This is a genomic window from Shimia sp. Alg240-R146 (assembly GCF_947331465.1).
Classification (GTDB): Bacteria; Pseudomonadota; Alphaproteobacteria; order Rhodobacterales; family Rhodobacteraceae; genus Shimia.
The window spans coordinates 1,089,209-1,110,709 of sequence record NZ_CAMZOK010000002.1; the positions used below are offsets into that span (position 1 = coordinate 1,089,209).

The window sequence follows — 21,501 nt, forward strand, 5'->3', positions numbered from 1 at the left end:
TTGGCTGTTACTTCAGGCTTCAAAACAACGCCAATTGATCGCCCTTCGCCAGAGGCGCTTCAAACAGGTCGGTGCGCAGCTCGGGCAACGTTTTTGCCAGCCCAAACCGCTTGCGCGCCACCTCAAAGCGTTGTGCGATGATCTCGGCGTAAAAGCCTTCACCGCGCATACGCTTACCCCATTGCGCATCATAATCCTGCCCGCCATGCATCTCTTGCACCCGCGCCATCACCCGCGATGCACGGTCCGGATAATGCTCTTCCAGCCATTCCCGAAACAGCGGCGACACTTCGCGTGGCAGCCGCAGCATGATCCAGCTTGCCGCTGTCGCTTCGGCCGCACGTGAGGCCTCCAGAATGCCTTCCAATTCGTGATCCGTCAGCGCCGGCACCACCGGTGCAATCATCACCCGCACCGGAATCCCCGCCTCTGCAAGCCGCCGCATCGTCTCCAACCGTCGCGCGGGGCGCGGCACACGCGGTTCCATCTTTCGCGACGTCTCATTGTCCAGCGTGGTAATTGACAGCCCGACATGCACCAACCCGTCGCGCGCCATCTCGCTCAGGATATCAATGTCACGCTCAATCAACGTGCCTTTGGTGACAATCGCCACCGGATGGCGAAAATCGCGCAGCGCCTTTAGCACCCGCCGCATCACACGATACTGTCGCTCAATTGGCTGATACGGGTCCGTGTTGGTCCCAATCGCCATAGGCGCAACCCTATAGGCTTTGCGCCGCAACTCCTGATCCAGAACTTCTGCCGCTTTGGGGCGTGCCACCAGTCGCGTTTCAAAGTCCAATCCCGGCGAATACCCCAGATAGGCATGCGTGGGCCGCGCAAAACAATAAATGCAGCCATGTTCACAACCGCGATACGGGTTGATTGAGCGGTCAAAATTCAAATCCGGTGACGAGTTGCGACTGATTATGCTTCTTGGTCGCTCCTCTTGAACAAACGTGCGAAACGCGCCGCGCTCCTCTTCAATGTCCCACCCGTCCTGAATGTCCTCTCGCACAGGGTCAAACCGACCTGCTGCATTGCTAACCGCGCCGCGACCACGACGCCGTTCAGCCTCAATTTTCAGGGACAGATCACCAGACATGCCCCATAAATAGAACAAATAGGGAACATATGCAATGTCCCCATGATTACCATGAAAATTTTTCAGCGCTTTAGGGGATTTCTAAACTACAGGTCGCAGCCGACACGGGCTATGTCGCTATTTAGACAGTCCAACCGCGACAAATTGTCGAAAGCTAAACGAACAATAACCACCAATTCCGCGCGATTGACGCCGGCGATTTTCAGGGATTCCGCCATGTCCGAAGAAGAAGACGACATCATCCTGTCCGAACTTGATGACGAGGAACTTGTCCAACAAATGTTTGACGACCTCTACGATGGTCTCAGAGATGAGATCATGGAAGGCGTCAATATCCTGCTGGGACGCGGCTGGGTGCCTTACCGAGTGCTGACCGAAGCACTTGTGGGCGGCATGACCATCGTGGGCAATGATTTCCGCGACGGCATCCTGTTTGTGCCAGAAGTTCTTTTGGCCGCCAACGCGATGAAGGGCGGCATGTCCATCCTGAAACCACTGTTGGCCGAAACGGGCGCACCGCGCATGGGGTCCATGGTGATTGGCACCGTCAAAGGCGACATCCACGACATCGGCAAAAACCTTGTCTCAATGATGATGGAAGGTGCCGGCTTTGAAGTGGTCGATCTGGGCATCAACAACCCGGTCGAAAGCTATCTTGAAGCGCTTGAGGAGCACAAACCCGATATCCTCGGCATGTCGGCTCTTCTGACCACCACGATGCCTTACATGAAGGTTGTGATCGACACGCTGATCGAAAAAGGCCTGCGCGACGACTACATCGTGCTGGTGGGTGGTGCTCCGCTGAACGAAGAGTTCGGCAAGGCCATCGGCGCTGACGCCTATTGCCGTGACGCCGCTGTGGCGGTGGAAACGGCCAAGGAATATGTCGCCCGCAAACACAACCAGATGAGCGCCTGACGCGCTCTCTGGCCAACAAATCACTCCCCCCGGCTTTCCGGGCCTGGCCTGCCCTCCCCGGCGGGCCATTTTTCTATAAGGTGATGTCATGCAGTTGCCAGACGACACAACGTTGACCACCCAAGGCATGACGCCGGATCACGCGACCGGTCGTGTGTTGTTGCTCGCCTGTGGCGCTCTGGCGCGTGAAATCCTCGACCTGATCAAGCTCAACAACTGGTCCCACATGGACCTGACTTGCCTGCCAGCGATCTTTCACATTCATCCCGAGAAAATCACACCGGCTGTGCGCGAGGCGGTAAAAAAACACCGCGACGCGTATGACCAGATATTTGTTGTCTATGCAGACTGCGGCACTGGCGGCCTGCTTCAGCAGGCTTGCGATGACCTTGGCGTCGAAATGATCGCCGGCCCGCATTGCTACAGCTTTTTTGAAGGCAACGACCGCTTTGCAGAGATTTCCGAAGACGAGTTCACAGCCTTCTACCTCACCGACTTCCTCGTCCGCCAATTCGACGCCTTCATCATCAAACCCATGGGGCTTGACCGCCATCCAGAGCTGCGCGACATGTATTTCGGCAATTACGAAAAACTGGTCTATCAGGCGCAAACCGACGACGCGGCCCTGACTGAAAAAGCCAAAGCCTGCGCCGATCGTCTCGGGCTGGATTTTGAACGTCGCTTTACAGGTTACGGTGATCTCGGCACGGCTCTCGCCGAGCTTTAATGCTTATATGGCGCCGGATCGCGCTTTGGCCATCTTCCGCGCTTCCTTGAAGCTCACAAGCCTGCGGCTGCCAGCATCCCAAAGGTCAAGCTTGGCACATTTCAGGCTTTCCAAAAGCGTCATCCGCCCCATGTCCTTCAGCTCTTCGTGGTCCCGCAGAACCTCGGGCAAGCGATAAAACGGAATGCGCGCATACAGATGATGCACGTGGTGGATGCCGATATTGGCTGAGAACCAGCGTAGGATCGGCGGCAGGTCATAGTGCGAGCTGCCGTGCAGCGCGGCCTCGTGCAGTTGCCAATCCTCAGAGTCGTCCCATTGGGTCTCTTCAAACTGGTGCTGAATATAAAACAGCCACATGCCAATCGATGCTGCGATCAAGATTGTGGGCAAGAACACAAGGAACAATGACTGCCAGCCACCGAAATAGGCGATCGCGCCCATCAGTACGGCAATGCCCACATTGGTTCCCATTGCAGACACCCAGAACTTGCTGCCTTGATCCATAAAGCCGACCGGAAGACGGTTTTGCAGGATAAAGATATAGGTCGGGCCCAATCCAAACAGCACCACAGGATGACGGTACAAACGGTACAAGAACCGCCCAAAAGGCGTGCGCTGGTGATATTCTTCGGTGGTCAGGGTCATGATGTCGCCAATGCCGCGGTGGCCAAGGTCACCGGCATGGCTGTGGTGGATCGAATGCGAATGCCGCCACACATCATAGGGCGTCAGCGTCACAATCCCAATTCCCCGCCCAATCCAGTCACTGACGTCCCGGTTGGCAAAGAACGATCCGTGGCCGCAATCATGCTGGATGCAGAACAGGCGCAACAGGAACATGCCGTTCAAAACCGAAATCAGAAACGCACCGAGATAGCTGTAATGCGCCACCCAACAGGCCAGCACCCACAGTGCAACAAACGGTCCAAGGCTGACGCCAAGTTCAAATCCGCTGCGCAAAGAATTCGGTTCGCGATACTTGGCGAGTGTACGAACCCAATTGCGCGCACTTTCCGTTTTTTCAACCTGTACCGAATCTTTCATGGCCTGCCATTTCTGCTGCTTCTCCATCCGCGTTAAAGGTTCACACGAATGTATCAAGTCTTGATTACCAAATTGCAGGGTATTTTATCGCAGAGCAAGCAGTAGTGTCACATGCTCTGTGCGACACAATCGCTTGCGTTCACGGCCCTTAGACCAACGACGTCACCCACAAGATCGTCGCGTCTTCATCGCTGATTGACACCACATTGTGCCCCATTGTCCCGTCATAATAGGCACTGTCGCCGCGCCGCATCTCCACCGGTTCATAAAACTCGGTGTAAAGCGTGATCACGCCAGTCAGCACAAAAAGGAACTCTTCACCGTCATGGCGCACCCAGCCGTCAAATTCGTCCATCGACCGCGCCCGCACCCGCGCACGATACGGCAACATCGCCTTTTTGCGCAGCCCTTCGGCCAGCAATTCATGCTCATAGGTGGTGGTCACCTGATGCGTGCCTTCGCCAGATTTAACAACCGACATGCGTCCGTTGACTTGTTCCTTTTGCGGAGACGTAAACAGCTGCGGCACGGAAATCTCCAAGCCAACTGCCAGCTTCTTCACCGCATCATAAGTCGGTGACATCTGCCCGTTTTCGATCTTTGACAGCGTCGAGCGTGCCAATCCCGCTTGATTGGCCGCCTGCTCCAGCGTCCAGTTGCGTGCTTTGCGCAACTCGCGCACCCGCACACCAAGATCGAGCGGTTCCACATGATCATGGCCACCGCCCTCGCGGGCGATACGGATCAACGATTTAGGGTCTTTTCCTGTCATACCGCGCATTTAGCGCAACCATGCCACAGGGCGCAACCGTTCCCCTTGCAACCCTCCGCCCGCCCGCTTAGGCAAGGCACATGCAATCTACCTTCGACAACGGCCCGTTCCGCCCTTGCCCTGCGCCGTTTAACATGGCGGCCCATGTGCTTGCGCATGCCGACGACCAGCCTGACAAAGTCGCGCTGACGGTATTGGGCGACACCTCCGAAACCTGGACATATGCCGCGCTCAAGTCTGCCGTGCTAGGCACCGCGACCGGCCTCCTCACCCAAGGCCTCGCTCCAGGCGATCATGTCCTCATGCGTCTTGGCAATACCGTGGAATTCCCGATTGCCTATCTCGCCTGCATCGCCGCCGGCCTGGTTCCCGTACCCACATCGTCGCAGCTTATCGAAGCGGACGTTGCCAAGATGGTCTCGGACCTCGCACCCAAGGCGATCCTGCACGACCCCGGCGTGCCCTGCCCCAAAAATCCGGGATGCAAAATTCTCGCCACTGACAGTCTGCATGCCATGCGAGATCTGCCACCTGCGGGCTATGCGATGGGCGATCCGAACCGACTGGCCTACATCATCTACACATCCGGAACCTCGGGCAAACCTCGCGCTGTGATGCATGCACATCGTGCCATATGGGCACGTCAGATGATGTTTGATGGCTGGTACGGCCTGCATCAATCGGACCGCCTGCTGCATGCAGGCGCCTTTAACTGGACCTATACGTTGGGCACCGGCCTGATGGATCCCTGGTCAATTGGCGCCACTGCGTTGATCCCCGCCGAGGGCACAGCCGCGACCTCCCTGCCCGCCTTGCTGGCCAAACACAAAGCCACGATCTTTGCCGCCGCTCCGGGGGTTTATCGCAAACTTCTGTCCGATGCCCCCGACATCCATCTGCCGGACCTGCGCCACGGGCTGACGGCTGGTGAGAAGCTCTCGGAAACCATCCGCGAAGACTGGGCCGCAGCCACCGACACCGCGCTTTACGAGGCCTACGGCATGTCGGAATGCTCCACCTTTATCTCTTCCAGCCCCGCCGCACCGGCGCACAAAGGCACGCTTGGCCGCCCGCAAAATGGCCGCCGCATCGCCTTGTTGGACGAAAACGGTGACACCGTCGCCTTAGGAGAAGAAGGCACCATCGCCGTACACCACACCGATCCGGGTCTGATGCTTGGCTATTTCGGCGCACCGCAAGACACTGCCGAGAAATATGCCGGCGACTGGTTTCTGACCGGCGACCGCGGCACGATGGATGGCGACAGCTACATCACCTATGCAGGCCGCGCCGACGACATGATGAACGCAGGCGGCTTTCGCGTCTCGCCAATCGAAGTTGAATCCGCGCTGTCCCGCTTTCCGGGCATCACCGGCGTCGCCGCCGCGGATGTTGAAATCAAAACCGACGTACGCGTTATTGCTGCGTTTTACACATCCGATGACGATCTGGACGATGCCGCGCTCAAAGCCTTTGCCGAAGAGACACTGGCGCGCTACAAGCAACCCCGACTGTTCAAACGGCTGGACGCCCTGCCGACCAACCCCAATGGCAAACTTAGCCGCCGTGCTCTGCGCGACCAATTCAAGGCCCAATCATGATCAAACTCGACATCCTGTCCGACCCCATCTGCCCTTGGTGCCTTATTGGCAAAACCCGCTTGGAAAAGGCGATGGAGGCCGAAGGCGACCATCCCTTTACAATCGAATGGCACCCGTTCCAGCTGAACCCTGATATGCCCAAAGAAGGCATGGACCGGCGCGAATATCTCGAAACCAAATTCGGCGGCAAAGAAAACGCCGTGCGCGTCTATGGCGAAATTGCCCGCCATGCCGAAGAAGAAGGTATCGACATCGATTTTGGGGCCATTCAGCGCACCCCCAACACAGTGGACGCACACCGTCTGATCCACTGGGCCGGTATAGAGAACAAACAAAACGACCTGGTGAACGCCCTGTTCAAAGCCTACTTCAAAGAAGGCCGCGACATTGGCAACGTCGAGGTGCTGTCCGATTTGGCAGACAGCGCCGGTATGGACGCAGCCGTGGTTGCCAAATTGCTGAGCAGCGATGCCGATATTGAAAGCATCCAGCAACGCGACGAGCATTCGCGTAAAATGGGTGTGAATTCGGTCCCGACCTTCATCGTTGCCAACCAGCACGCTGTGCCCGGTGCGCAGTCGGTTGAACTTTGGCGGCAAGTCATGAACGAACTTAAGACCCAACAAGACAGCTAAACCCACTGAACGGGCATTCACTTTGGCCCTTGTGACCGCCCGTTCGGCAGGCTAAATTATCTCCATCCCGCGTCCTTTTATCGTCGCCGGATGACTCAAACACGTTCACCCCTGTTTCAGGCCGATCCGCGCAGACGTCTTTTGCGTCCTGCAGATCACGGTCGTTCCGGCGTTGCAAAGGACCAACTGATGACCAAAGACAATATGCCCATGTCGCAGGTCGAATTCATCGCGCTTTGTGCCATGATGTTTGCAACGATCGCCTTCTCGATTGACGCGATGCTGCCCGCTTTGCCCGAAATTGCCAAAGAACTCAGCCCGGGCAACCTCAACCGCGCAACGCTGATCATCACCTCCTTTGTGATGGGCATGGGCATTGGCACGCTGTTCACCGGCCCGCTTTCGGATCGCTTTGGGCGCAAAGTTGTGCTCATTAGCGGCGCAGCAATTTACTCGCTTTGCGCTTTCATCGGCTGGTACAGCGAAACTCTGGAATGGGTGCTTGCTGCGCGTCTGATGCAAGGGGTTGGTGCTGCGGGTCCGCGCATCGTGACGCTTGCCATTGTGCGCGACTTGTATTCTGGCCGCGAAATGGCGCGGATTATGTCGTTCGCGATGATGGTCTTTACCTTGGTTCCGGCGATTGCGCCGCTGATGGGTCAGTTCATTATTGATCTTTCGTCGTGGCGGGGCATTTTCGTCGCGTTTATCATCTTTTCTCTGATTTCCGTTCTATGGATTGGTTTCCGCCTGCCGGAACCGCTGGCTGTGGAAAACCGCCGCCCTTTCAGCATTGCCAAAATCATCTCAGCCATGCGCGACATGTGGAAGATCCCGGCGGTCCGCACCTCTATGATGGTGCAATCTTTGGTATTTGGTGGTCTCTTTGCTTTGATCAGCTCGGTTCATCCGATCTACGATCAAACCTACGGACGCGCCGAAGAATTCCCTTACTGGTTTGCTGGGATTGCGTTGCTCTCCGGCTCCGCCAGCCTGCTCAATGCCCGTCTCGTGATGCGGCTCGGCATGCGGTATCTGGTGACAGTGGCGCTTGGCTTGCAGGTGTTCATCGGCATCGCCATGATCGCCGCGACCACCATTCAGAACCTCGACCTGCAATTCTACGCTTTTGCGTTGTGGCAGCTTTGCGGATTCTTCTTTGTCGGCATGACCATCGGCAATCTGAATGCTCTTGCCATGGAACCTCTTGGCCATATGGCCGGTACAGCCGCCTCGGTTATGGGCGCAGTGTCCACCATCCTCGGGGCGTTTTTGGCTGCGCCCATCGCCTTGATTTATGACGGCACCGCATTGCCTCTAGCGATGTCCCTGACGGTTCTCTTGACCCTCAGCTTCGGACTAATGTTGCACATGCGACGTCTGGAGCAAATGAGCGCGTAACCACGGCTGAGGACGCGCGGTCATCTGCGCGCCTCTGCCCATCCTTATCGCCCAAATCCGGACCTACGGTTTACAGTCGCGATGCCGACGCTATGCCGACGTGGATTTGGCGGCCTTTTTTCGCTTTTTCTCGGTGACCACTTTCTGCGCCAGATCCCGGGCAATCGCGAAGGCGCCTTTGATCTTGTCGTTGTCCTTGGCCCAATCACGCCGAACCACGATCTTGTTGTCTTTGACCTTGGCCAGCCCTTGCTGGTCCTGAATGAATTCCACCAACCCCGCAGGTGAAGCAAACTTGTCGTTGTGGAACTGCAGCGTCGCCCCCTTTGGCCCGCCATCCAGTTTGGCAATACCGGCCTTCTTGCACATCTCCTTGATGCGAACAATCAAGAGCAACGTATTGACCTCTTTGGGCAATTTACCGAACCGGTCAATCAGCTCCGCCGCAAATCCTTCCAGCTCGACCTTCCCCTGAAGCCCACTAAGACGACGGTACAATCCAAGTCGCACATCCAGATCCGGAACATAGGTTTCTGGGATCAGGACCGGTACGCCAAGATTGATCTGCGGCGCCCACTGATCGTCCGCTTCAGACAACCCTTCAAGCTCACCGGCCTTAATCTTGGCAATCGCCTCCTGAAGCATGGATTGATAAAGCTCATAACCCACATCCCGCATCTGCCCGGACTGTTCCTCGCCCAGCAAATTCCCTGCACCACGAATATCAAGATCCTGAGAAGCAAGAGTAAATCCGGCTCCCAATGTGTCCAGCGACCCCAACACCCGCAGTCGCTTTTCAGCCGCCGGCGTCAATTTCACCCGCGGCTTAGTCGTCAAATATGCATAGGCTCGCGTCTTGGACCGCCCAACGCGGCCGCGAATTTGGTACAACTGCGCCAGACCAAACATATCCGCCCTGTGCACGACCATGGTGTTGGCCGTCGGAATATCCAGCCCACTTTCCACAATCGTCGTCGCCAAAAGCACATCATATTTGCCGTCGTAAAACGCGTTCATCCGGTCATCAAGCTCACCAGCCGCCATCTGGCCGTTGGCCACAACAAAGCTGACCTCAGGAACGTGATCGCGTAAAAATGCTTCAATATCAGGCAGATCGGCCACGCGCGGCACGACATAAAACGACTGCCCTCCCCGATAATGCTCGCGCAGCAAAGCCTCTCGCACTGTGACCGCATCAAATTCGCTCACATAAGTGCGGATAGACAACCGGTCCACCGGCGGCGTCCCAATGATCGACAAGTCCCGCACACCCGACAGCGACAATTGCAATGTGCGTGGGATCGGCGTCGCGGTCAGGGTCAACACATGCACATCACTGCGCATCTGCTTGAGCCGCTCTTTATGTGACACGCCAAAATGCTGCTCTTCATCGATGATCAAAAGTCCGAGGTTTTTAAAGCGAATACCTTTGGCCAAAAGCGCATGCGTGCCGATCACAATATCGACGGTGCCTCGGCTTAACCCATCTCTGGTTTTATCTGCATCTTTGGCACTCACAAACCGCGACAAAGATCTGATTTCCAACGGAAATCCACGGAACCGCTCTGAAAAGCTCTTGGCGTGTTGGCGGGCCAAAAGCGTTGTCGGCGCGATCACCGCAACCTGCTGTCCGGACATCGCCGCCACAAAGGCCGCGCGCATCGCCACTTCGGTTTTGCCAAACCCGACATCGCCGCAAATCAGACGGTCCATCGGCCGGCCTGATCCCAAATCCCCAATCACATCTTCAATTGCGCGCAGCTGATCATCTGTCTCCTGATACGGAAAGCGCGCCGAAAACTCTTCCCAAACGTGATGCTGGGTTTCCAGAATTGGTGCCTTGCGCAACTCCCGCTCGGCCGCAACACGAATTAGCCGGTCCGCCATTTCGCGGATACGCTCTTTGAGTTTGGCCTTCTTGGCCTGCCAAGCGCCGCCTCCCAACCGATCCAACAACCCTTCATCATGGCCGTATTTTGACAACAACTCAATGTTTTCAACCGGAAGGTAAAGCTTTGATCTTTCTGCATATTCGAGCGTAATACACTCATGAGCGGCGCCGGCGGCCGTGACCACTTCAAGGCCAGTAAATCGCCCGATCCCGTGATCCACATGGACCACCAAATCGCCGGGGCTAAGGGCCTGCGTTTCAGTTAGGAAATTCTCGGCTCGCCGCTTCTTGCGCGGAGCGCGGATCAGGCGATCACCAAGCACATCTTGCTCGGATATCACCGTCATCGCGTCGGTTTCAAACCCATGCTCCAGCGACCAAACGGCCAAAAACAACCCGGATTTTCCAATCCTGCTGGCATCCGTGACAGGAATGGTTTCGGCCAACCCCTCGTCTTCGATCAACCCGCTCAAACGCTCCCGCGCACCCTCGGAATAGCTTGCGACCACCACGGGACCCACAGCCAATTTTGCCCGAATATGATCGGCCAACACCCCGAAAAGGCTCACATTTTCCAGCTGTCTCTCAGGCGAAAAATTGCGTCCAATTCGACCGCCTGCATCAATGGCGCCAGGGCCACTGGCTTGCGGCAACGGCCTGAAGTTGAGCACGCGCCTTCCGGTCACAATGGCGTCCCATGCGGCATCATCCAGATATAACAGGCCAGGCGGCACAGGCTTATAAACCGTGTCGACCCGGCTCTTTTGACTCATGGCAATTTTGCGTGTCTCGAATTGATCGACAACTGAATCCCAGCGTGAAAGGCGCGCTGCATCCGATTGATCATCCAACGAAATTGCCGCATCCGGCAGATAATCAAACAGTGTCTCAAGCCGTTCGTGGAAGAATGGCAACCAATGCTCGACACCTTGGTGTTTCCGCCCTGCGCTAACCGCTTCGTAAAGGGGATCATCGGTACCAGCCGCGCCAAACTCGATCCGGTAATTTTGCCGAAACCGCGTGATCGCCGCTTCATCCAATATGATCTCGCTGACGGGTGCCAACTCGATACGATCCAGTTTTTCGGTGGTACGTTGCGTGGCCGGATCAAACCTTCGCGCGCCGTCCAGGACATCGCCAAACAGATCCAGTCGCACAGGTCCACTGTCGCCCGGTGGAAAAATGTCGATGATGCCCCCGCGAATTGCATAATCGCCCGGTTCCATAACGGTAGGCGCCTGAACAAACCCCATACGTACCAAAAACTTACGGAGCGCATCTTCATCGATCCGTCCATCAACCTGTGCCTTAAAGGCCGCCTCTTTTAGCAAATCTCGCGCCGGAACCCGCTGGGTCGCGGCGTTCAGGGTTGTCAGCAAAACAAACTGCGACGGCATGTCGTGCACCAACGCCGCCAACGTCGCCATGCGCGTGGCTGAAATATCCGCATTGGGCGACACCCGGTCGTAAGGAAGACAATCCCAACCAGGAAAGGCTATCACCGGCATATCCGGTTGAAAAAACGCCAACGCAGCCTGCATGGCCGCCAAACGCTTGTCGTCGCGGGCCACGTGGATCACAGGGCGGCCAGAACTGGCAACCTCCTGCAAAATCAGCTTGGCGTCAAAGCCTTCGGGCGCACCGCCCACCAGAATGTGTTGCGCATCACGCATGGTCTGTTCATCCAGTCATGGCCGCGCCGAGGGTTAGCCCAGCGGAGAAATGAGAAAGTTTTGATACATGCCCCAAAGAGAGGTCACAAAGATCGACAGCATTCCAACAAGTTGCACCCAAAACCTGTGCCGTCCCAATCGCCGCCACAGATCTTCGCCTTCACTCTCCTCAGCTTGCAGTCTGCGGGCCGTGCGCACGCTCATGGCGCCGACCAAGGTCATAGGTCCCATCAGCAAAAACACCGCTTGGGCGAATTCTACGCTGTAGAAAAACCCAAGGCCGATCAGCGACGTGTGTACGAAGAATGCGAGCAGTATCAACCAGATACCAGATACATCTGCGATATGAAGAATGCGATTGGTGTTGATCCGGACAAGATCGTGCAAATCAGTAACTGATTGCCCCCCCACGCGACGGGCCCGCAAAACCGTGTCCCAGGGCACGCCCAACACCCAATGGCTGGCAGATGACCAAGCCACGGCAAGCGCGATCCAATACCAAAGATTGGAGAAGCTGCGCATGTCAATGAGTTCGAAAATTGTCTGGCTCAGGTCCAAGGTATATCTGCCTGTAAAGATTTCTAACCGACATACCGCGCTGCGCCGGCAATTCCTAGCCCTTGAGGTGCGCGAATTTACATGGCACCTCTGACACAGTCGTTACGTTGAGGACACCATGACCCAGTTGCCTGCCCCATTCCCGACCGCTCGCTTGCGCCGCACCCGCCAATCCGCAGCTTTCCGCGGACTTGTGCGCGAAAACACTCTGACGGTGGAAGATCTGATCTGGCCTGTGTTTGTACGCGACGGCGAAGGAATTGAAGAGCCCGTGACCTCAATGCCGGGCGTTATGCGCCGATCGGTGGACAAAATCGTCGAGGCGGCTCGTGAGGCCGCTGATCTGGGCATTCCGGTGATTTGCATATTTCCTTACACGGACCCATCGCTCAAGACCGAAGACTGTGCCGAAGCATGGAACCCCGACAACCTGTCAAACCGCGCCACCCGCGCCATCAAAGACGCCGTTCCCGAAATTGCGGTGATGACCGACGTGGCGCTTGATCCCTACAATATCAACGGCCATGACGGCTTTGTAGTGGACGGTCAAATTCTCAATGACGAAACCGTCCAAGCCCTTGTCAAGCAAGCACTTTCCCAAGCTGACGCGGGTGCCGATATCATTGGGCCGAGCGATATGATGGACGGGCGCATCGGTGCCATACGCGCCGCATTGGAGGCCAACGGCCACCAAAACGTTACACTGATGAGCTATGCCGCAAAATACGCCTCCGCCTTTTATGGCCCCTTCCGCGACGCCGTAGGCGCGTCCGGCGCGCTCAAGGGCGACAAAACCACGTATCAAATGGACCCTGCTAACAGCGACGAGGCAATCCGCTGTGTCGCCCGCGACTTGGCCGAAGGCGCCGATATGGTCATGGTCAAACCGGGCATGCCGTATCTGGATATCTGCCGACGTGTCAAAGACAGCTTCGGCGTGCCGACATTCGCCTATCAGGTCAGTGGCGAATACGCGATGATTTCGGCTGCCGCGCAAAACGGCTGGATCGATGGCGACAAGGCCATGCTGGAAAGCCTGATGGCTTTCAAACGGGCCGGATGCGACGGCATCCTGACCTATTTCGCACCCAAAGTGGCGCAATATTTGAATAAACAATGACATGTCGACGCTGTCGCATAGGGTGACAGAACACCTATAATTGCGTATAGTGACGCCAACCCGGAAAAACCGGCGGTAGAAGCAGTAAAAACAAGACACAAACCACATACGGGCAAATGACATGAACAACATGACACGGCGCGGCTTCGCGCTTAGCGGAATGGCAGCTGCGGGCATGACCGCCGCATGCGGCAACGGAGTAGGCTCCAACGGCGCCAACGAGATCGACGCACGAGTCGATGCAACGTTGAATTTTCTCTACTCCGAATACCCAAACACAACCGACCTGCGAGACAAGGCCACCGGTATTCTGGTGATGCCGGTGATCACCGAGGCGGGCTTTGGTTTTGGCGCCGGCTATGGGCGCGGCGCGCTGCGTATCAACAACACAACGGTAGACTATTATTCCGCCACCAAAGGCAGCTTTGGCCTCCAGATTGGCGCGCAACAGCACGCGCACGTCTTGTTCTTCATGACCGAAGGTGCCCTTTCGGAATTCCGCCGTTCCAGCGGCTGGGCCGCCGGCGCCGGAATGGAATATGTTGTCGCCAACGAAGCGGGCAATATGAGCGCTGAAACCACAAACCTGTTGGCTCCGGTCATCGCTGTGATTTTTGCCCAGGCCGGTCTCAAAGTTGGCGCAACACTCGAAGGCGTCAAATACTCGCGCATCATCCCCTAACCCGCGAATGCGGTGTTTGCCGGATATCATCTACACCGAGCGCCACGGAGTTCCGTTGGCGCTCGATCTGTTTTTGCCCGACGGTCCTGCGTCAGGCACGGTTATCCACGCGCACGGAGGTGGCTTTTTCAAAGGCGGCCGTAAAGGCGAACGCACTACCCGCTTTGCAGAAATGCTCACGGCCGAGGGGTTGGCGATGGCCGCCGTGTCCTATCGGCTTGGAACGCCGCCACAGTCCTTGTCAGAAGAGACACGATTGGCGGTCAAAACCAACAAGCACCGTTCAAAACGTCGTGGCCTGAAACTTGCGGACAGGCTTATGGGCAGCGCCTTTGAGGCCGCACGACAAGACCTTGGTGCCGCACTATGCTACGTGACACTTCACCGGCAAGCCCATGACATAAAAACCGAAAAGACGGCCGTACTCGGGATCTCGGCGGGTGGAATCGCCGGACTGGCGGCTGCGCACCCCGCGGAAAACTTGAAAACCAGCTGCCGTCCCGCCGCCGTTGTGGCGCTTGGCTCTGCCTTGGTGCACCCTTGGGCGCTGGATCCGAATGGACCACCGTGCCTGATGATCCACAGCCACTTTGATCGGGTGCTTCCACCGGAAAACGCCCGCCTCGCAGATCAGGCCGCCAAGGACGCCAATGCCCCACTCGCGGTTCATATATGCGATCGAAAAGGCCACAACGCTCCGGCGCAAGCGTTGCTGGATGACGACGCCCCGGACGGGACGCCGTATTGGTCATTAATGATGCAGCTTTTTCGCCGAGCTGGGCTGCTTAACCCATCGCCCGCAGGCGTTTGATCAAGCTCGACGTGTCCCAACGCCCGCCGCCCAGTTTTTGCACGTCTTTATAGAACTGATCGACCAAAGCCGTCACCGGAAGCGAAGCGCCGACCTCGTCAGCGGTATCCAGACAGATGCCCAAGTCTTTGCGCATCCAATCAACCGCAAACCCGTGTTCGAACTCGTCATCGATCATGGTCTCATAGCGGTTCGCCATCTGCCAACTGCCAGCCGCACCACCCGCAATCACATCAACCACCGCGCGCCCGTCCAGACCTGCCTTTTCAGCAAAATGAAGACCTTCGCTCAAACCTTGCACCAAGCCAGCAATACAAATCTGATTGACCATCTTGGTCAGCTGCCCGGCGCCACTTTCGCCAAGCCGTTTGATCGAGCGACCGTAGGCCTGCATAATCGGTTCGGCACTGTCGTAAATCTGCTGATCACCGCCGCACATAATCGACAGAACGCCATTCTCCGCCCCGGCTTGACCGCCGGAGACCGGTCCGTCGACAAAGGAAATTCCGCGCGTCTTAGCCTCCCTGTAAAGCTCGGCGGTCACTTTTGCGGACACCGTTGTGTGGTCCACAAAGATCGTACCCTCAGACATACCTGAAAACGCGCCAGAATCTCCAACGCACACCTGTCGCAGATCGTCGTCATTGCCCACGCAGCACATTACAAAATCCGCGCCTGCGACGGCCTCTTGCGGTGTGGCGCCAAAGCGCCCGCCGTGTTCTTTGGCCCAAGCCTCTGCCTTGGCGGTGGTGCGGTTGAAAACACAAACGTCATGGCCGGCTTTTGCAAGGTGTCCGGCCATCGGATACCCCATTACGCCCAGACCCAAAAAGGCAACTTTCGCCATCTACTTTCCCCTCAACTTCAATCAGCGTATTACTTGTCTCGCCTGACTGGCAAAATGGCAAGGAATTATCCGGGACACCTTTATGACGCTCTTGTTTCAATGGCTTTTGCGCATCGCCAGTGCGCTTGTGATTCTGAGCGTGTGCGCGGTGATTATGGCCTACTATTTGGCCTCCCGTTCGCTGCCAACTTACAACAAGCTTCTGCAAACATCCGCCGTAAGCGCGCCCATCGAGATCGTGCGCGACAATGCCAATGTCCCACATATCTTTGGCGAAACCGATCAGGATGTGTTCTTCGCGCTTGGCTATGCCCACGCGCAGGACCGTTTGTGGCAAATGATTATGCTGCGTCGCACGGTACAGGGGCGCCTTTCCGAAGCGCTCGGCAACCAGACGCTTGAAACAGACACGCTGATGCGGCGCCTTGATCTTGCCAGTCATGCGCGCGCCTCGGTTTCGGTGCAAACCCCGGAAACGCTGACCGCGCTCAAGGCTTACGCCAATGGCATCAACACCCGCATTGACGAGATCAACCTCAACGCGCTTGGCCGCGGTGCGCCGGAACTGTTCATGTTTCCACAGTCTATCGCCCCATGGGTCCCGGCGGACTCCATCGGTATTCAGAAGTTGATGGCACTGCAAATGTCGGGCCATCTTGAGCACGAGGTCATCCGAGCGCGCGTGTCTTTGGCGCTTTCTGATCCCAAACGCCTTGATGACATTCTTCCTTTGGCACCCGGGACCGGTACCGCCGCCTTGCCGGAATACGCCGCACTCATGCCCGAGATGCCGCGCTTCGCGGCATTGACCTCCAAGTCGCAGCCCCCGCTTTCACCATTTCCGCGCTTTGGCATGGCAGGCGCCTCCAACGCATGGGCGGCCGCCACCACACGCAGTGCATCAGGTGGCACTCTTCTGGCCAACGATCCGCACCTCGGCCTGACGGCTCCGGCAATCTGGTATTTGGCGCGGCTTGAGTTGATGACCGGTGGCGTGATTGGCGGGACCATTCCAGGCATCCCTGCTGTGATTACAGGCCGCGGCGACGCTCTTGGCTGGGGCCTAACGGCAGCCCATGCCGACGATCAGGACCTCTTTATCGAAGAGCTCAATCCAACAAACTCCGAAGAGTACCGGACTCCGACGGGCTTCAAACCCTTCCGAACCCGCAAATCGATTATCAATATCAAAGACGCGGCGCCCATCACGATAACACTCCGCTGGACCGACAACGGACCCGTTCTACCCGGTCGTCTTTACGACATCGCAAGCGTCACCCCGCCCGGACATGTTGCCTCTCTGGCTTGGACCGCACTCAATGACGCTGACACCTCAATGAGCGCCATCATGGGCCTGATGCGCGCCCGCGACATTGCCCAGGCAGTATCTGTGTCCGAGGCCCACGTCGCGCCGGTCATGAACCTGACCTTAGCGGACAAGGAAAACATCGCCCTCAAAGTCATCGGGAAACTGCCGCGCCGTGACACCAATCACCAATCTCAGGGCCGCATGCCAAGTCTTGGTTGGCGCAGTGAAAACCGTTGGCAAGGCGCCTTCCCGTTCACAACAAATCCGGGGTTTGTGGCCCCTGTCGGTGGCATCGTCGGCAACACCAACAACAAGGTCGTCGACCGCCCGTTTCCACTTCACATGTCCTATGTTTGGGGCGACAGCCAACGGGTGGAGCGTTGGAAGGGCCTCATGCAGGCCCGCGAAGTGCACACCAGAGACAGCTTTGTCGAAGCCCAGCTTGATACCGTATCGTTCACCGCCCGTGCCTTGTTGCCATTGGTCGGCGCCGATCTGTGGTTCACCGGCGAGGCTGCCGCCAAAGGCACGCGCGAACACCAGCGCCAGCGCGCCTTGACGCTTTTGTCGGAATGGAACGGCGAGATGAACGAACACTTGCCTGAACCGCTGATATTTGCCGCTTGGATGCGAGCCCTTCAGGATCGCTTGATACGTGACGACATAGGAACACTTGCCGATACGTTTACCCACGTGGATCCGGTCTTTATCGAGCGGGTTTTTCGCAATGTCGACGGCGCGGCTCAGTGGTGCAATGTGCGCCAAAGCGCCCCCATCGAAACCTGCGCCGACATGGCGCGACTGGCTCTGGATGACGCGCTAATCGCGATCGAAGAACGCTATGGCCGGCAAATCGAGAGTCTGCGCTGGGGCGACGCACATCAGGCGACGCACGACCATCCGGTGCTCGGCAACGTACCGGTGCTGCGCTATTTCGTGAATATCCGCCAATCCACCTCCGGCGGCGACAACACTCTGCAACGTGGCTTAACTAGCGGTACCGGCGAGCGCCCATTCCAAAACATACACGCCGCAGGGTATCGCGGTGTCTATGACTTTGCCGATCCGGACAGTTCAATTTTCATAATTTCGACAGGTCAGTCAGGACATTTCCTGTCACGCTTTTATGACGATATGGCGCAACTCTGGCGGCGTGGCGAATACATCCCGATGTCACTGGACGAAGAACTTGCCCGCGCGGCCGCTGTCGGTGTCACCCGTATCCAGCCGCACGGTCAATAACGTTACAGGCTTTGGAACTTGCGCGCCTGCCGCAGGGTCCAATGCACCGAAATGGCAAACCCTTCGTCGGTTTGCTCTTCCTGTTCGACCACACCTTCTTTGAACAACCAGGCGCGCTGCTTGCCTTCAGAGAATGACAAATTCAACGTTTCACGGCTCTTTTCCGCTTCAAGGCTCACGGCAATTGCCTGAAACAATGCCTCCAACCCGTCGCCAGTCACCGCAGACACCGCCAGCACGTCGTCCGCTCGGTCGGCTTTTGCCAATACCGCTTCGCGGCGTTCTGGCTCCAGCAAATCAATCTTGTTCCAGACTTCGATCTGCGGCGTTTTCTCATCCATGCCGAGGCTCTCAAGGATCGTGCGCACATCTTCGGCCTGATGCTCGGTTTCTGCATGCGCAATGTCGCGCACATGCAAAACCAAATCTGCTGCCAGGACTTCTTCCAAGGTGGCGCGGAAGGATGCGACAAGCTGCGTGGGCAAATCACTGATAAAGCCCACTGTGTCAGACAAGATCACTTCGAGCCCGTCCGGCAACTCAACCGACCGCATGGTCGGATCAAGCGTGGCAAACAGCATGTCTTTGGCCATGACTTCGGCCCCGGTCACATGGTTGAACAGCGTAGATTTACCAGCGTTGGTATACCCAACCAGAGCAACAATTGGGAACGGCACCTTGGCACGCGCCTTTCGATGCAACTCACGGGTTTTGACAACCTTGGCCAATTGTCCGCGCAAACGCACCAACTGATCATCAATCGCCCGCCGGTCGGCCTCGATCTGGGTTTCGCCGGGACCACCAACAAACCCAAGCCCGCCACGTTGACGCTCAAGGTGGGTCCAGGCCCGCACCAATCGCGTACGCTGATAACTCAGCGCGGCCATCTCGACCTGCAACACGCCTTCACGAGTGCGCGCCCGATCCGAGAAAATCTCAAGGATCAGACCGGTGCGATCGAGGATTTTGACTTTCCACGCTTTTTCCAGATTGCGCTGCTGCACAGGGCTGACAGGCCCGTCAATCAGGACCAGCTCGACCTCGTTGGCCTCAAACATCGCGCGAAGCTCTTCGATCTTGCCGGTCCCAAACAAGGTGCCAGGCTGGGCTTTGGCCAACCGCACAGTCGTTGACCCAGCAACCTCAAGGTTTGGCAAAGCAGCCGCAAGTGCGACAGCCTCCTCCAGAGCGGAAGAGGCCTCACGCCGGTCATCGGCGCCAGTGATATCGGGATGCAGGACCCAAGCGCGGGTAACCTGCGTTTCATGCTCCATCAAGAGGCGTCTTCACCTTCATAAAGCGAGATAGGCTGAGCAGGCATGATGGTCGAAATCGCGTGCTTATAGACCAACTGGCTCTGCCCATCTCGGCGCAGCAACACACAAAAATTATCAAACCAGGTGATAACACCCTGAAGTTTGACACCGTTGATCAAAAAGATAGTAACCGGAACTTTGGTTTTCCGGACGTGGTTCAAAAATGCGTCTTGGAGATTCTGTCGATCCGAAGCCATTGTGCTTGCCTTTGTTCTTGTGTGTGCGTCGGGTGCGGGTAAGTCGTGCGATAGGAGTATGGAGTGCGATTTTCGGAGTTTCCAGCCTAAAATGTTATTTTCGAGCAAGGGCTTGAACCCGATCGCATCATTTCTGCCACAGATCGGGCGACATAAGCGCAATAATCGCCAAGGTTTCCAGTCGCCCCAAAACCATCGCAGCGCACAAAATCAGTTTTGTGGCACTGTTGAGGTCATAAAGCTCAATAGGCACATCCGGTGCCATTTGGGTCAACGGGCCTGTGGTGGTCAGGGCTGAGATCGCGAGGATCAAGGCGTCTTCAAAACTGCTGCCAACCATCGCGAGCGCAACGGTCACCGCGGCAAGTGACATGGCAAACAGCATGAAAAACACCCAGGCAATCACCGCGCCCCGCCGTCTGATCCGCCGCGCACCTATACGGCGGTTGCCGATAACAACGGACGGATGCACCAACCGTTCCATCTCACCCAAACCCTGCAAATACAACGCATACACCCGCAAAAGTTTGACACCTCCTGCCGTGGTGGCCACGCCACCGCCGATAAGCGCAAGCGACATCAGCAGGAACCCGGGCGTCCCTAGTCCCGACCAATTGCGTGCTTCCGCCCACCCGGCACTTTCAAATCCCGTTGTGGTCAAGAAGCTCAAAGTTGTAAAAAGCCCGCCCCAAGCGGCCAAAAATGCAGACGACCAGTCAACGCCGCCCTCGTCGCTGAATGTGAAACCCCAATGGCGCAAAAACAGGAACGAAGGCACCACCACGACGATCAGAAACCCAAGACGCAATTCTGGGTCGTGCCACAGATTTGACCGTCGAACATTGCCGGCATCAGACGAGAACGTCGCCCGCGACAGGGCAAACAGCAGGAACAGAAAGATGATGAATTCGCCGCCAATACCAGACAGGCCTTCATCTACTCCATGCGAGCCGATGATCCCGCTGGTGGACATCGTTGCCATAGCATACATCGAGGCCTCCAGCGGCCGTTCTCCGAGAACCAAAAGCATGATGGCAAGGGCAACGCTCAGCCCCACGTAAATCGGCAGCAGCGTTTGCCCACTGCGCAGCCAGCGTTTCATCGGATCCGCCCGCTGCATCTGGCCGCGCGACGCGCTGATCTGTCCGGGCTCTCCCAGCGCCGTGACCTCATAGCCCCCAAGCGACAACGGCGCAAACACGGCGCCCGCCGCCACCCACATCAACAATCCGCCAAACCAACCCACCAGAGCCCGCCACAAGTGGATCGAATCCGACACGGCTTCGGGATACCGAATGACGCTGGCGCCTGTCGTGGTAAGGCTGCTCAGCATCTCGAAATAGGCATCCACAAAGGTGATGGACCCCATTGCCTCGTAATACGGCATCGCAAGGATTGCAGGCAGGATAGTGAACGCAAAAAACAAGGCCCGCAAATTGTCTACTGTGCGGGTTCTCCGACGGGTCCCCGCCAGCGCCAACGCTATCATGCCACTGACAAACAGCACCAACAGGCCACTGTAAAAAAACATGCGCGCAAAGAAATGAAAGTCCTGCACAGAGGCAACAATGGCCGGCACAAACATGCCCACACCAGATGCGGCCACAATGTATAGAAACAACGGCAGTTTCAGATCGCGCGCGCTCATG

At 57.0% G+C, this 21,501-nt stretch carries 18 protein-coding genes; 9 read left to right on the forward strand and 9 right to left on the reverse strand.

The genetic code is table 11. The features are described 5' to 3' along the window. Nucleotides 1-19: 19 nt before the first annotated feature. Nucleotides 20-1,105 carry a PA0069 family radical SAM protein gene (locus PG871_RS14500; protein WP_270730441.1) on the reverse strand — a complete coding sequence of 362 codons (1,086 nt, stop codon included), beginning with the start codon at nt 1,103-1,105 and terminating at the stop codon, nt 20-22. 216 nt (nt 1,106-1,321) lie between these two features. Between PG871_RS14500 and PG871_RS14505 the strand changes: the two genes are divergently transcribed. After that, entirely contained in the window at nt 1,322-2,023 is a 702-nt protein-coding gene (locus tag PG871_RS14505) for a corrinoid protein (RefSeq protein ID WP_270730442.1), read from the forward strand. A gap of 88 nt (nt 2,024-2,111) precedes the next feature. Next, nucleotides 2,112-2,750 (forward strand): DUF1638 domain-containing protein, encoded by a 639-nt coding sequence (locus PG871_RS14510; protein ID WP_270730443.1) that lies wholly within the window; start codon nt 2,112-2,114, stop codon nt 2,748-2,750. A 3-nt stretch (nt 2,751-2,753) separates the two neighbouring features. Here PG871_RS14510 and PG871_RS14515 read toward each other — a convergent pair whose 3' ends face one another. Continuing rightward, nucleotides 2,754-3,797 carry a fatty acid desaturase gene (locus PG871_RS14515; protein WP_270730444.1) on the reverse strand — a complete coding sequence of 348 codons (1,044 nt, stop codon included), beginning with the start codon at nt 3,795-3,797 and terminating at the stop codon, nt 2,754-2,756. A 148-nt stretch (nt 3,798-3,945) separates the two neighbouring features. Then, the gene (locus PG871_RS14520; RefSeq protein ID WP_270730446.1) at nt 3,946-4,569 is read right to left on the reverse strand and encodes a helix-turn-helix domain-containing protein; all 624 of its coding nucleotides are present in this window, start codon (nt 4,567-4,569) and stop codon (nt 3,946-3,948) included. Between the two features lie 80 nt (nt 4,570-4,649). Between PG871_RS14520 and PG871_RS14525 the strand changes: the two genes are divergently transcribed. From PG871_RS14525 to PG871_RS14535, 3 genes are all read left to right on the forward strand, one after another. Continuing rightward, nucleotides 4,650-6,170 carry a class I adenylate-forming enzyme family protein gene (locus PG871_RS14525; protein WP_270730448.1) on the forward strand — a complete coding sequence of 507 codons (1,521 nt, stop codon included), beginning with the start codon at nt 4,650-4,652 and terminating at the stop codon, nt 6,168-6,170. Continuing rightward, the gene (locus PG871_RS14530) at nt 6,167-6,805 is read left to right on the forward strand and encodes a DsbA family oxidoreductase (RefSeq protein WP_270730450.1); all 639 of its coding nucleotides are present in this window, start codon (nt 6,167-6,169) and stop codon (nt 6,803-6,805) included. The genes PG871_RS14525 and PG871_RS14530 overlap by 4 nt, the downstream gene beginning before the upstream one ends. 189 nt (nt 6,806-6,994) lie before the next feature. Beyond that, nucleotides 6,995-8,206, forward strand: a complete 1,212-nt coding sequence (locus tag PG871_RS14535; protein WP_270730452.1) for a multidrug effflux MFS transporter — start codon at nt 6,995-6,997, stop codon at nt 8,204-8,206. 90 nt (nt 8,207-8,296) lie between these two features. Here the strand turns inward: PG871_RS14535 and mfd are convergent, their stop codons facing one another. Next, a complete protein-coding gene (gene mfd / locus PG871_RS14540) occupies nt 8,297-11,770 on the reverse strand; it encodes a transcription-repair coupling factor (protein ID WP_270730454.1) in 3,474 nt (1,157 codons plus the stop codon). Nucleotides 11,771-11,803: 33 nt separating this feature from the next. Beyond that, nucleotides 11,804-12,328 carry a component of SufBCD complex gene (locus PG871_RS14545; protein ID WP_270730455.1) on the reverse strand — a complete coding sequence of 175 codons (525 nt, stop codon included), beginning with the start codon at nt 12,326-12,328 and terminating at the stop codon, nt 11,804-11,806. A gap of 118 nt (nt 12,329-12,446) precedes the next feature. Between PG871_RS14545 and hemB the strand changes: the two genes are divergently transcribed. From hemB to PG871_RS14560, 3 genes are all read left to right on the forward strand, one after another. After that, nucleotides 12,447-13,448 carry a porphobilinogen synthase gene (gene hemB / locus PG871_RS14550; protein ID WP_270730456.1) on the forward strand — a complete coding sequence of 334 codons (1,002 nt, stop codon included), beginning with the start codon at nt 12,447-12,449 and terminating at the stop codon, nt 13,446-13,448. Nucleotides 13,449-13,569: 121 nt separating this feature from the next. After that, complete coding sequence (locus PG871_RS14555) at nt 13,570-14,130, forward strand: YSC84-related protein (RefSeq protein ID WP_193749855.1); 561 nt, start codon at nt 13,570-13,572, stop codon at nt 14,128-14,130. Nucleotides 14,131-14,146: 16 nt separating this feature from the next. Beyond that, nucleotides 14,147-14,941, forward strand: coding sequence for a hypothetical protein (locus PG871_RS14560; protein WP_270730459.1), 795 nt, complete (start codon nt 14,147-14,149; stop codon nt 14,939-14,941). On the opposite strand, the gene PG871_RS14565 is transcribed toward PG871_RS14560, so the two are convergent. Next, the gene (locus PG871_RS14565; protein ID WP_270730461.1) at nt 14,916-15,788 is read right to left on the reverse strand and encodes an NAD(P)-dependent oxidoreductase; all 873 of its coding nucleotides are present in this window, start codon (nt 15,786-15,788) and stop codon (nt 14,916-14,918) included. The genes PG871_RS14560 and PG871_RS14565 overlap by 26 nt on opposite strands. Nucleotides 15,789-15,870: 82 nt before the next feature. Between PG871_RS14565 and PG871_RS14570 the strand changes: the two genes are divergently transcribed. Continuing rightward, a complete protein-coding gene (locus tag PG871_RS14570) occupies nt 15,871-18,339 on the forward strand; it encodes a penicillin acylase family protein (RefSeq protein ID WP_270730462.1) in 2,469 nt (822 codons plus the stop codon). Between the two features lie 2 nt (nt 18,340-18,341). Here the strand turns inward: PG871_RS14570 and hflX are convergent, their stop codons facing one another. The 3 genes from hflX to PG871_RS14585 form a co-directional block, all read right to left on the reverse strand. Then, nucleotides 18,342-19,613: a GTPase HflX gene (gene hflX / locus PG871_RS14575; protein ID WP_270730463.1), complete on the reverse strand. Its 1,272-nt coding sequence runs from the start codon at nt 19,611-19,613 to the stop codon at nt 18,342-18,344. After that, the gene (gene hfq, locus PG871_RS14580; protein ID WP_008204623.1) at nt 19,613-19,852 is read right to left on the reverse strand and encodes an RNA chaperone Hfq; all 240 of its coding nucleotides are present in this window, start codon (nt 19,850-19,852) and stop codon (nt 19,613-19,615) included. Before hfq ends, hflX begins: the two co-directional genes overlap by 1 nt. Nucleotides 19,853-19,979: 127 nt before the next feature. Further along, entirely contained in the window at nt 19,980-21,500 is a 1,521-nt protein-coding gene (locus PG871_RS14585; RefSeq protein WP_270730546.1) for a potassium transporter TrkG, read from the reverse strand. Nucleotide 21,501 lies beyond the last annotated feature (1 nt).

Excerpts from the sequence above, each read along its gene's own strand:
- PG871_RS14500 (WP_270730441.1), bottom strand. The coding sequence starts at position 1,105 with ATGTCTGGTGATCTGTCCCTGAAAATTGAGGCTGAACGGCGTCGTGGT.
- PG871_RS14505 (WP_270730442.1), top strand. The coding sequence starts at position 1,322 with ATGTCCGAAGAAGAAGACGACATCATCCTGTCCGAACTTGATGACGAG.
- PG871_RS14510 (WP_270730443.1), top strand. The coding sequence starts at position 2,112 with ATGCAGTTGCCAGACGACACAACGTTGACCACCCAAGGCATGACGCCG.
- PG871_RS14515 (WP_270730444.1), bottom strand. The coding sequence starts at position 3,797 with ATGAAAGATTCGGTACAGGTTGAAAAAACGGAAAGTGCGCGCAATTGG.
- PG871_RS14520 (WP_270730446.1), bottom strand. The coding sequence starts at position 4,569 with ATGACAGGAAAAGACCCTAAATCGTTGATCCGTATCGCCCGCGAGGGC.
- PG871_RS14525 (WP_270730448.1), top strand. The coding sequence starts at position 4,650 with ATGCAATCTACCTTCGACAACGGCCCGTTCCGCCCTTGCCCTGCGCCG.
- PG871_RS14530 (WP_270730450.1), top strand. The coding sequence starts at position 6,167 with ATGATCAAACTCGACATCCTGTCCGACCCCATCTGCCCTTGGTGCCTT.
- PG871_RS14535 (WP_270730452.1), top strand. The coding sequence starts at position 6,995 with ATGACCAAAGACAATATGCCCATGTCGCAGGTCGAATTCATCGCGCTT.
- mfd (WP_270730454.1), bottom strand. The coding sequence starts at position 11,770 with ATGCGTGATGCGCAACACATTCTGGTGGGCGGTGCGCCCGAAGGCTTT.
- hemB (WP_270730456.1), top strand. The coding sequence starts at position 12,447 with ATGACCCAGTTGCCTGCCCCATTCCCGACCGCTCGCTTGCGCCGCACC.
- PG871_RS14555 (WP_193749855.1), top strand. The coding sequence starts at position 13,570 with ATGAACAACATGACACGGCGCGGCTTCGCGCTTAGCGGAATGGCAGCT.
- PG871_RS14565 (WP_270730461.1), bottom strand. The coding sequence starts at position 15,788 with ATGGCGAAAGTTGCCTTTTTGGGTCTGGGCGTAATGGGGTATCCGATG.
- PG871_RS14570 (WP_270730462.1), top strand. The coding sequence starts at position 15,871 with ATGACGCTCTTGTTTCAATGGCTTTTGCGCATCGCCAGTGCGCTTGTG.
- hflX (WP_270730463.1), bottom strand. The coding sequence starts at position 19,613 with ATGGAGCATGAAACGCAGGTTACCCGCGCTTGGGTCCTGCATCCCGAT.
- hfq (WP_008204623.1), bottom strand. The coding sequence starts at position 19,852 with ATGGCTTCGGATCGACAGAATCTCCAAGACGCATTTTTGAACCACGTC.
- PG871_RS14585 (WP_270730546.1), bottom strand. The coding sequence starts at position 21,500 with ATGAGCGCGCGCGATCTGAAACTGCCGTTGTTTCTATACATTGTGGCC.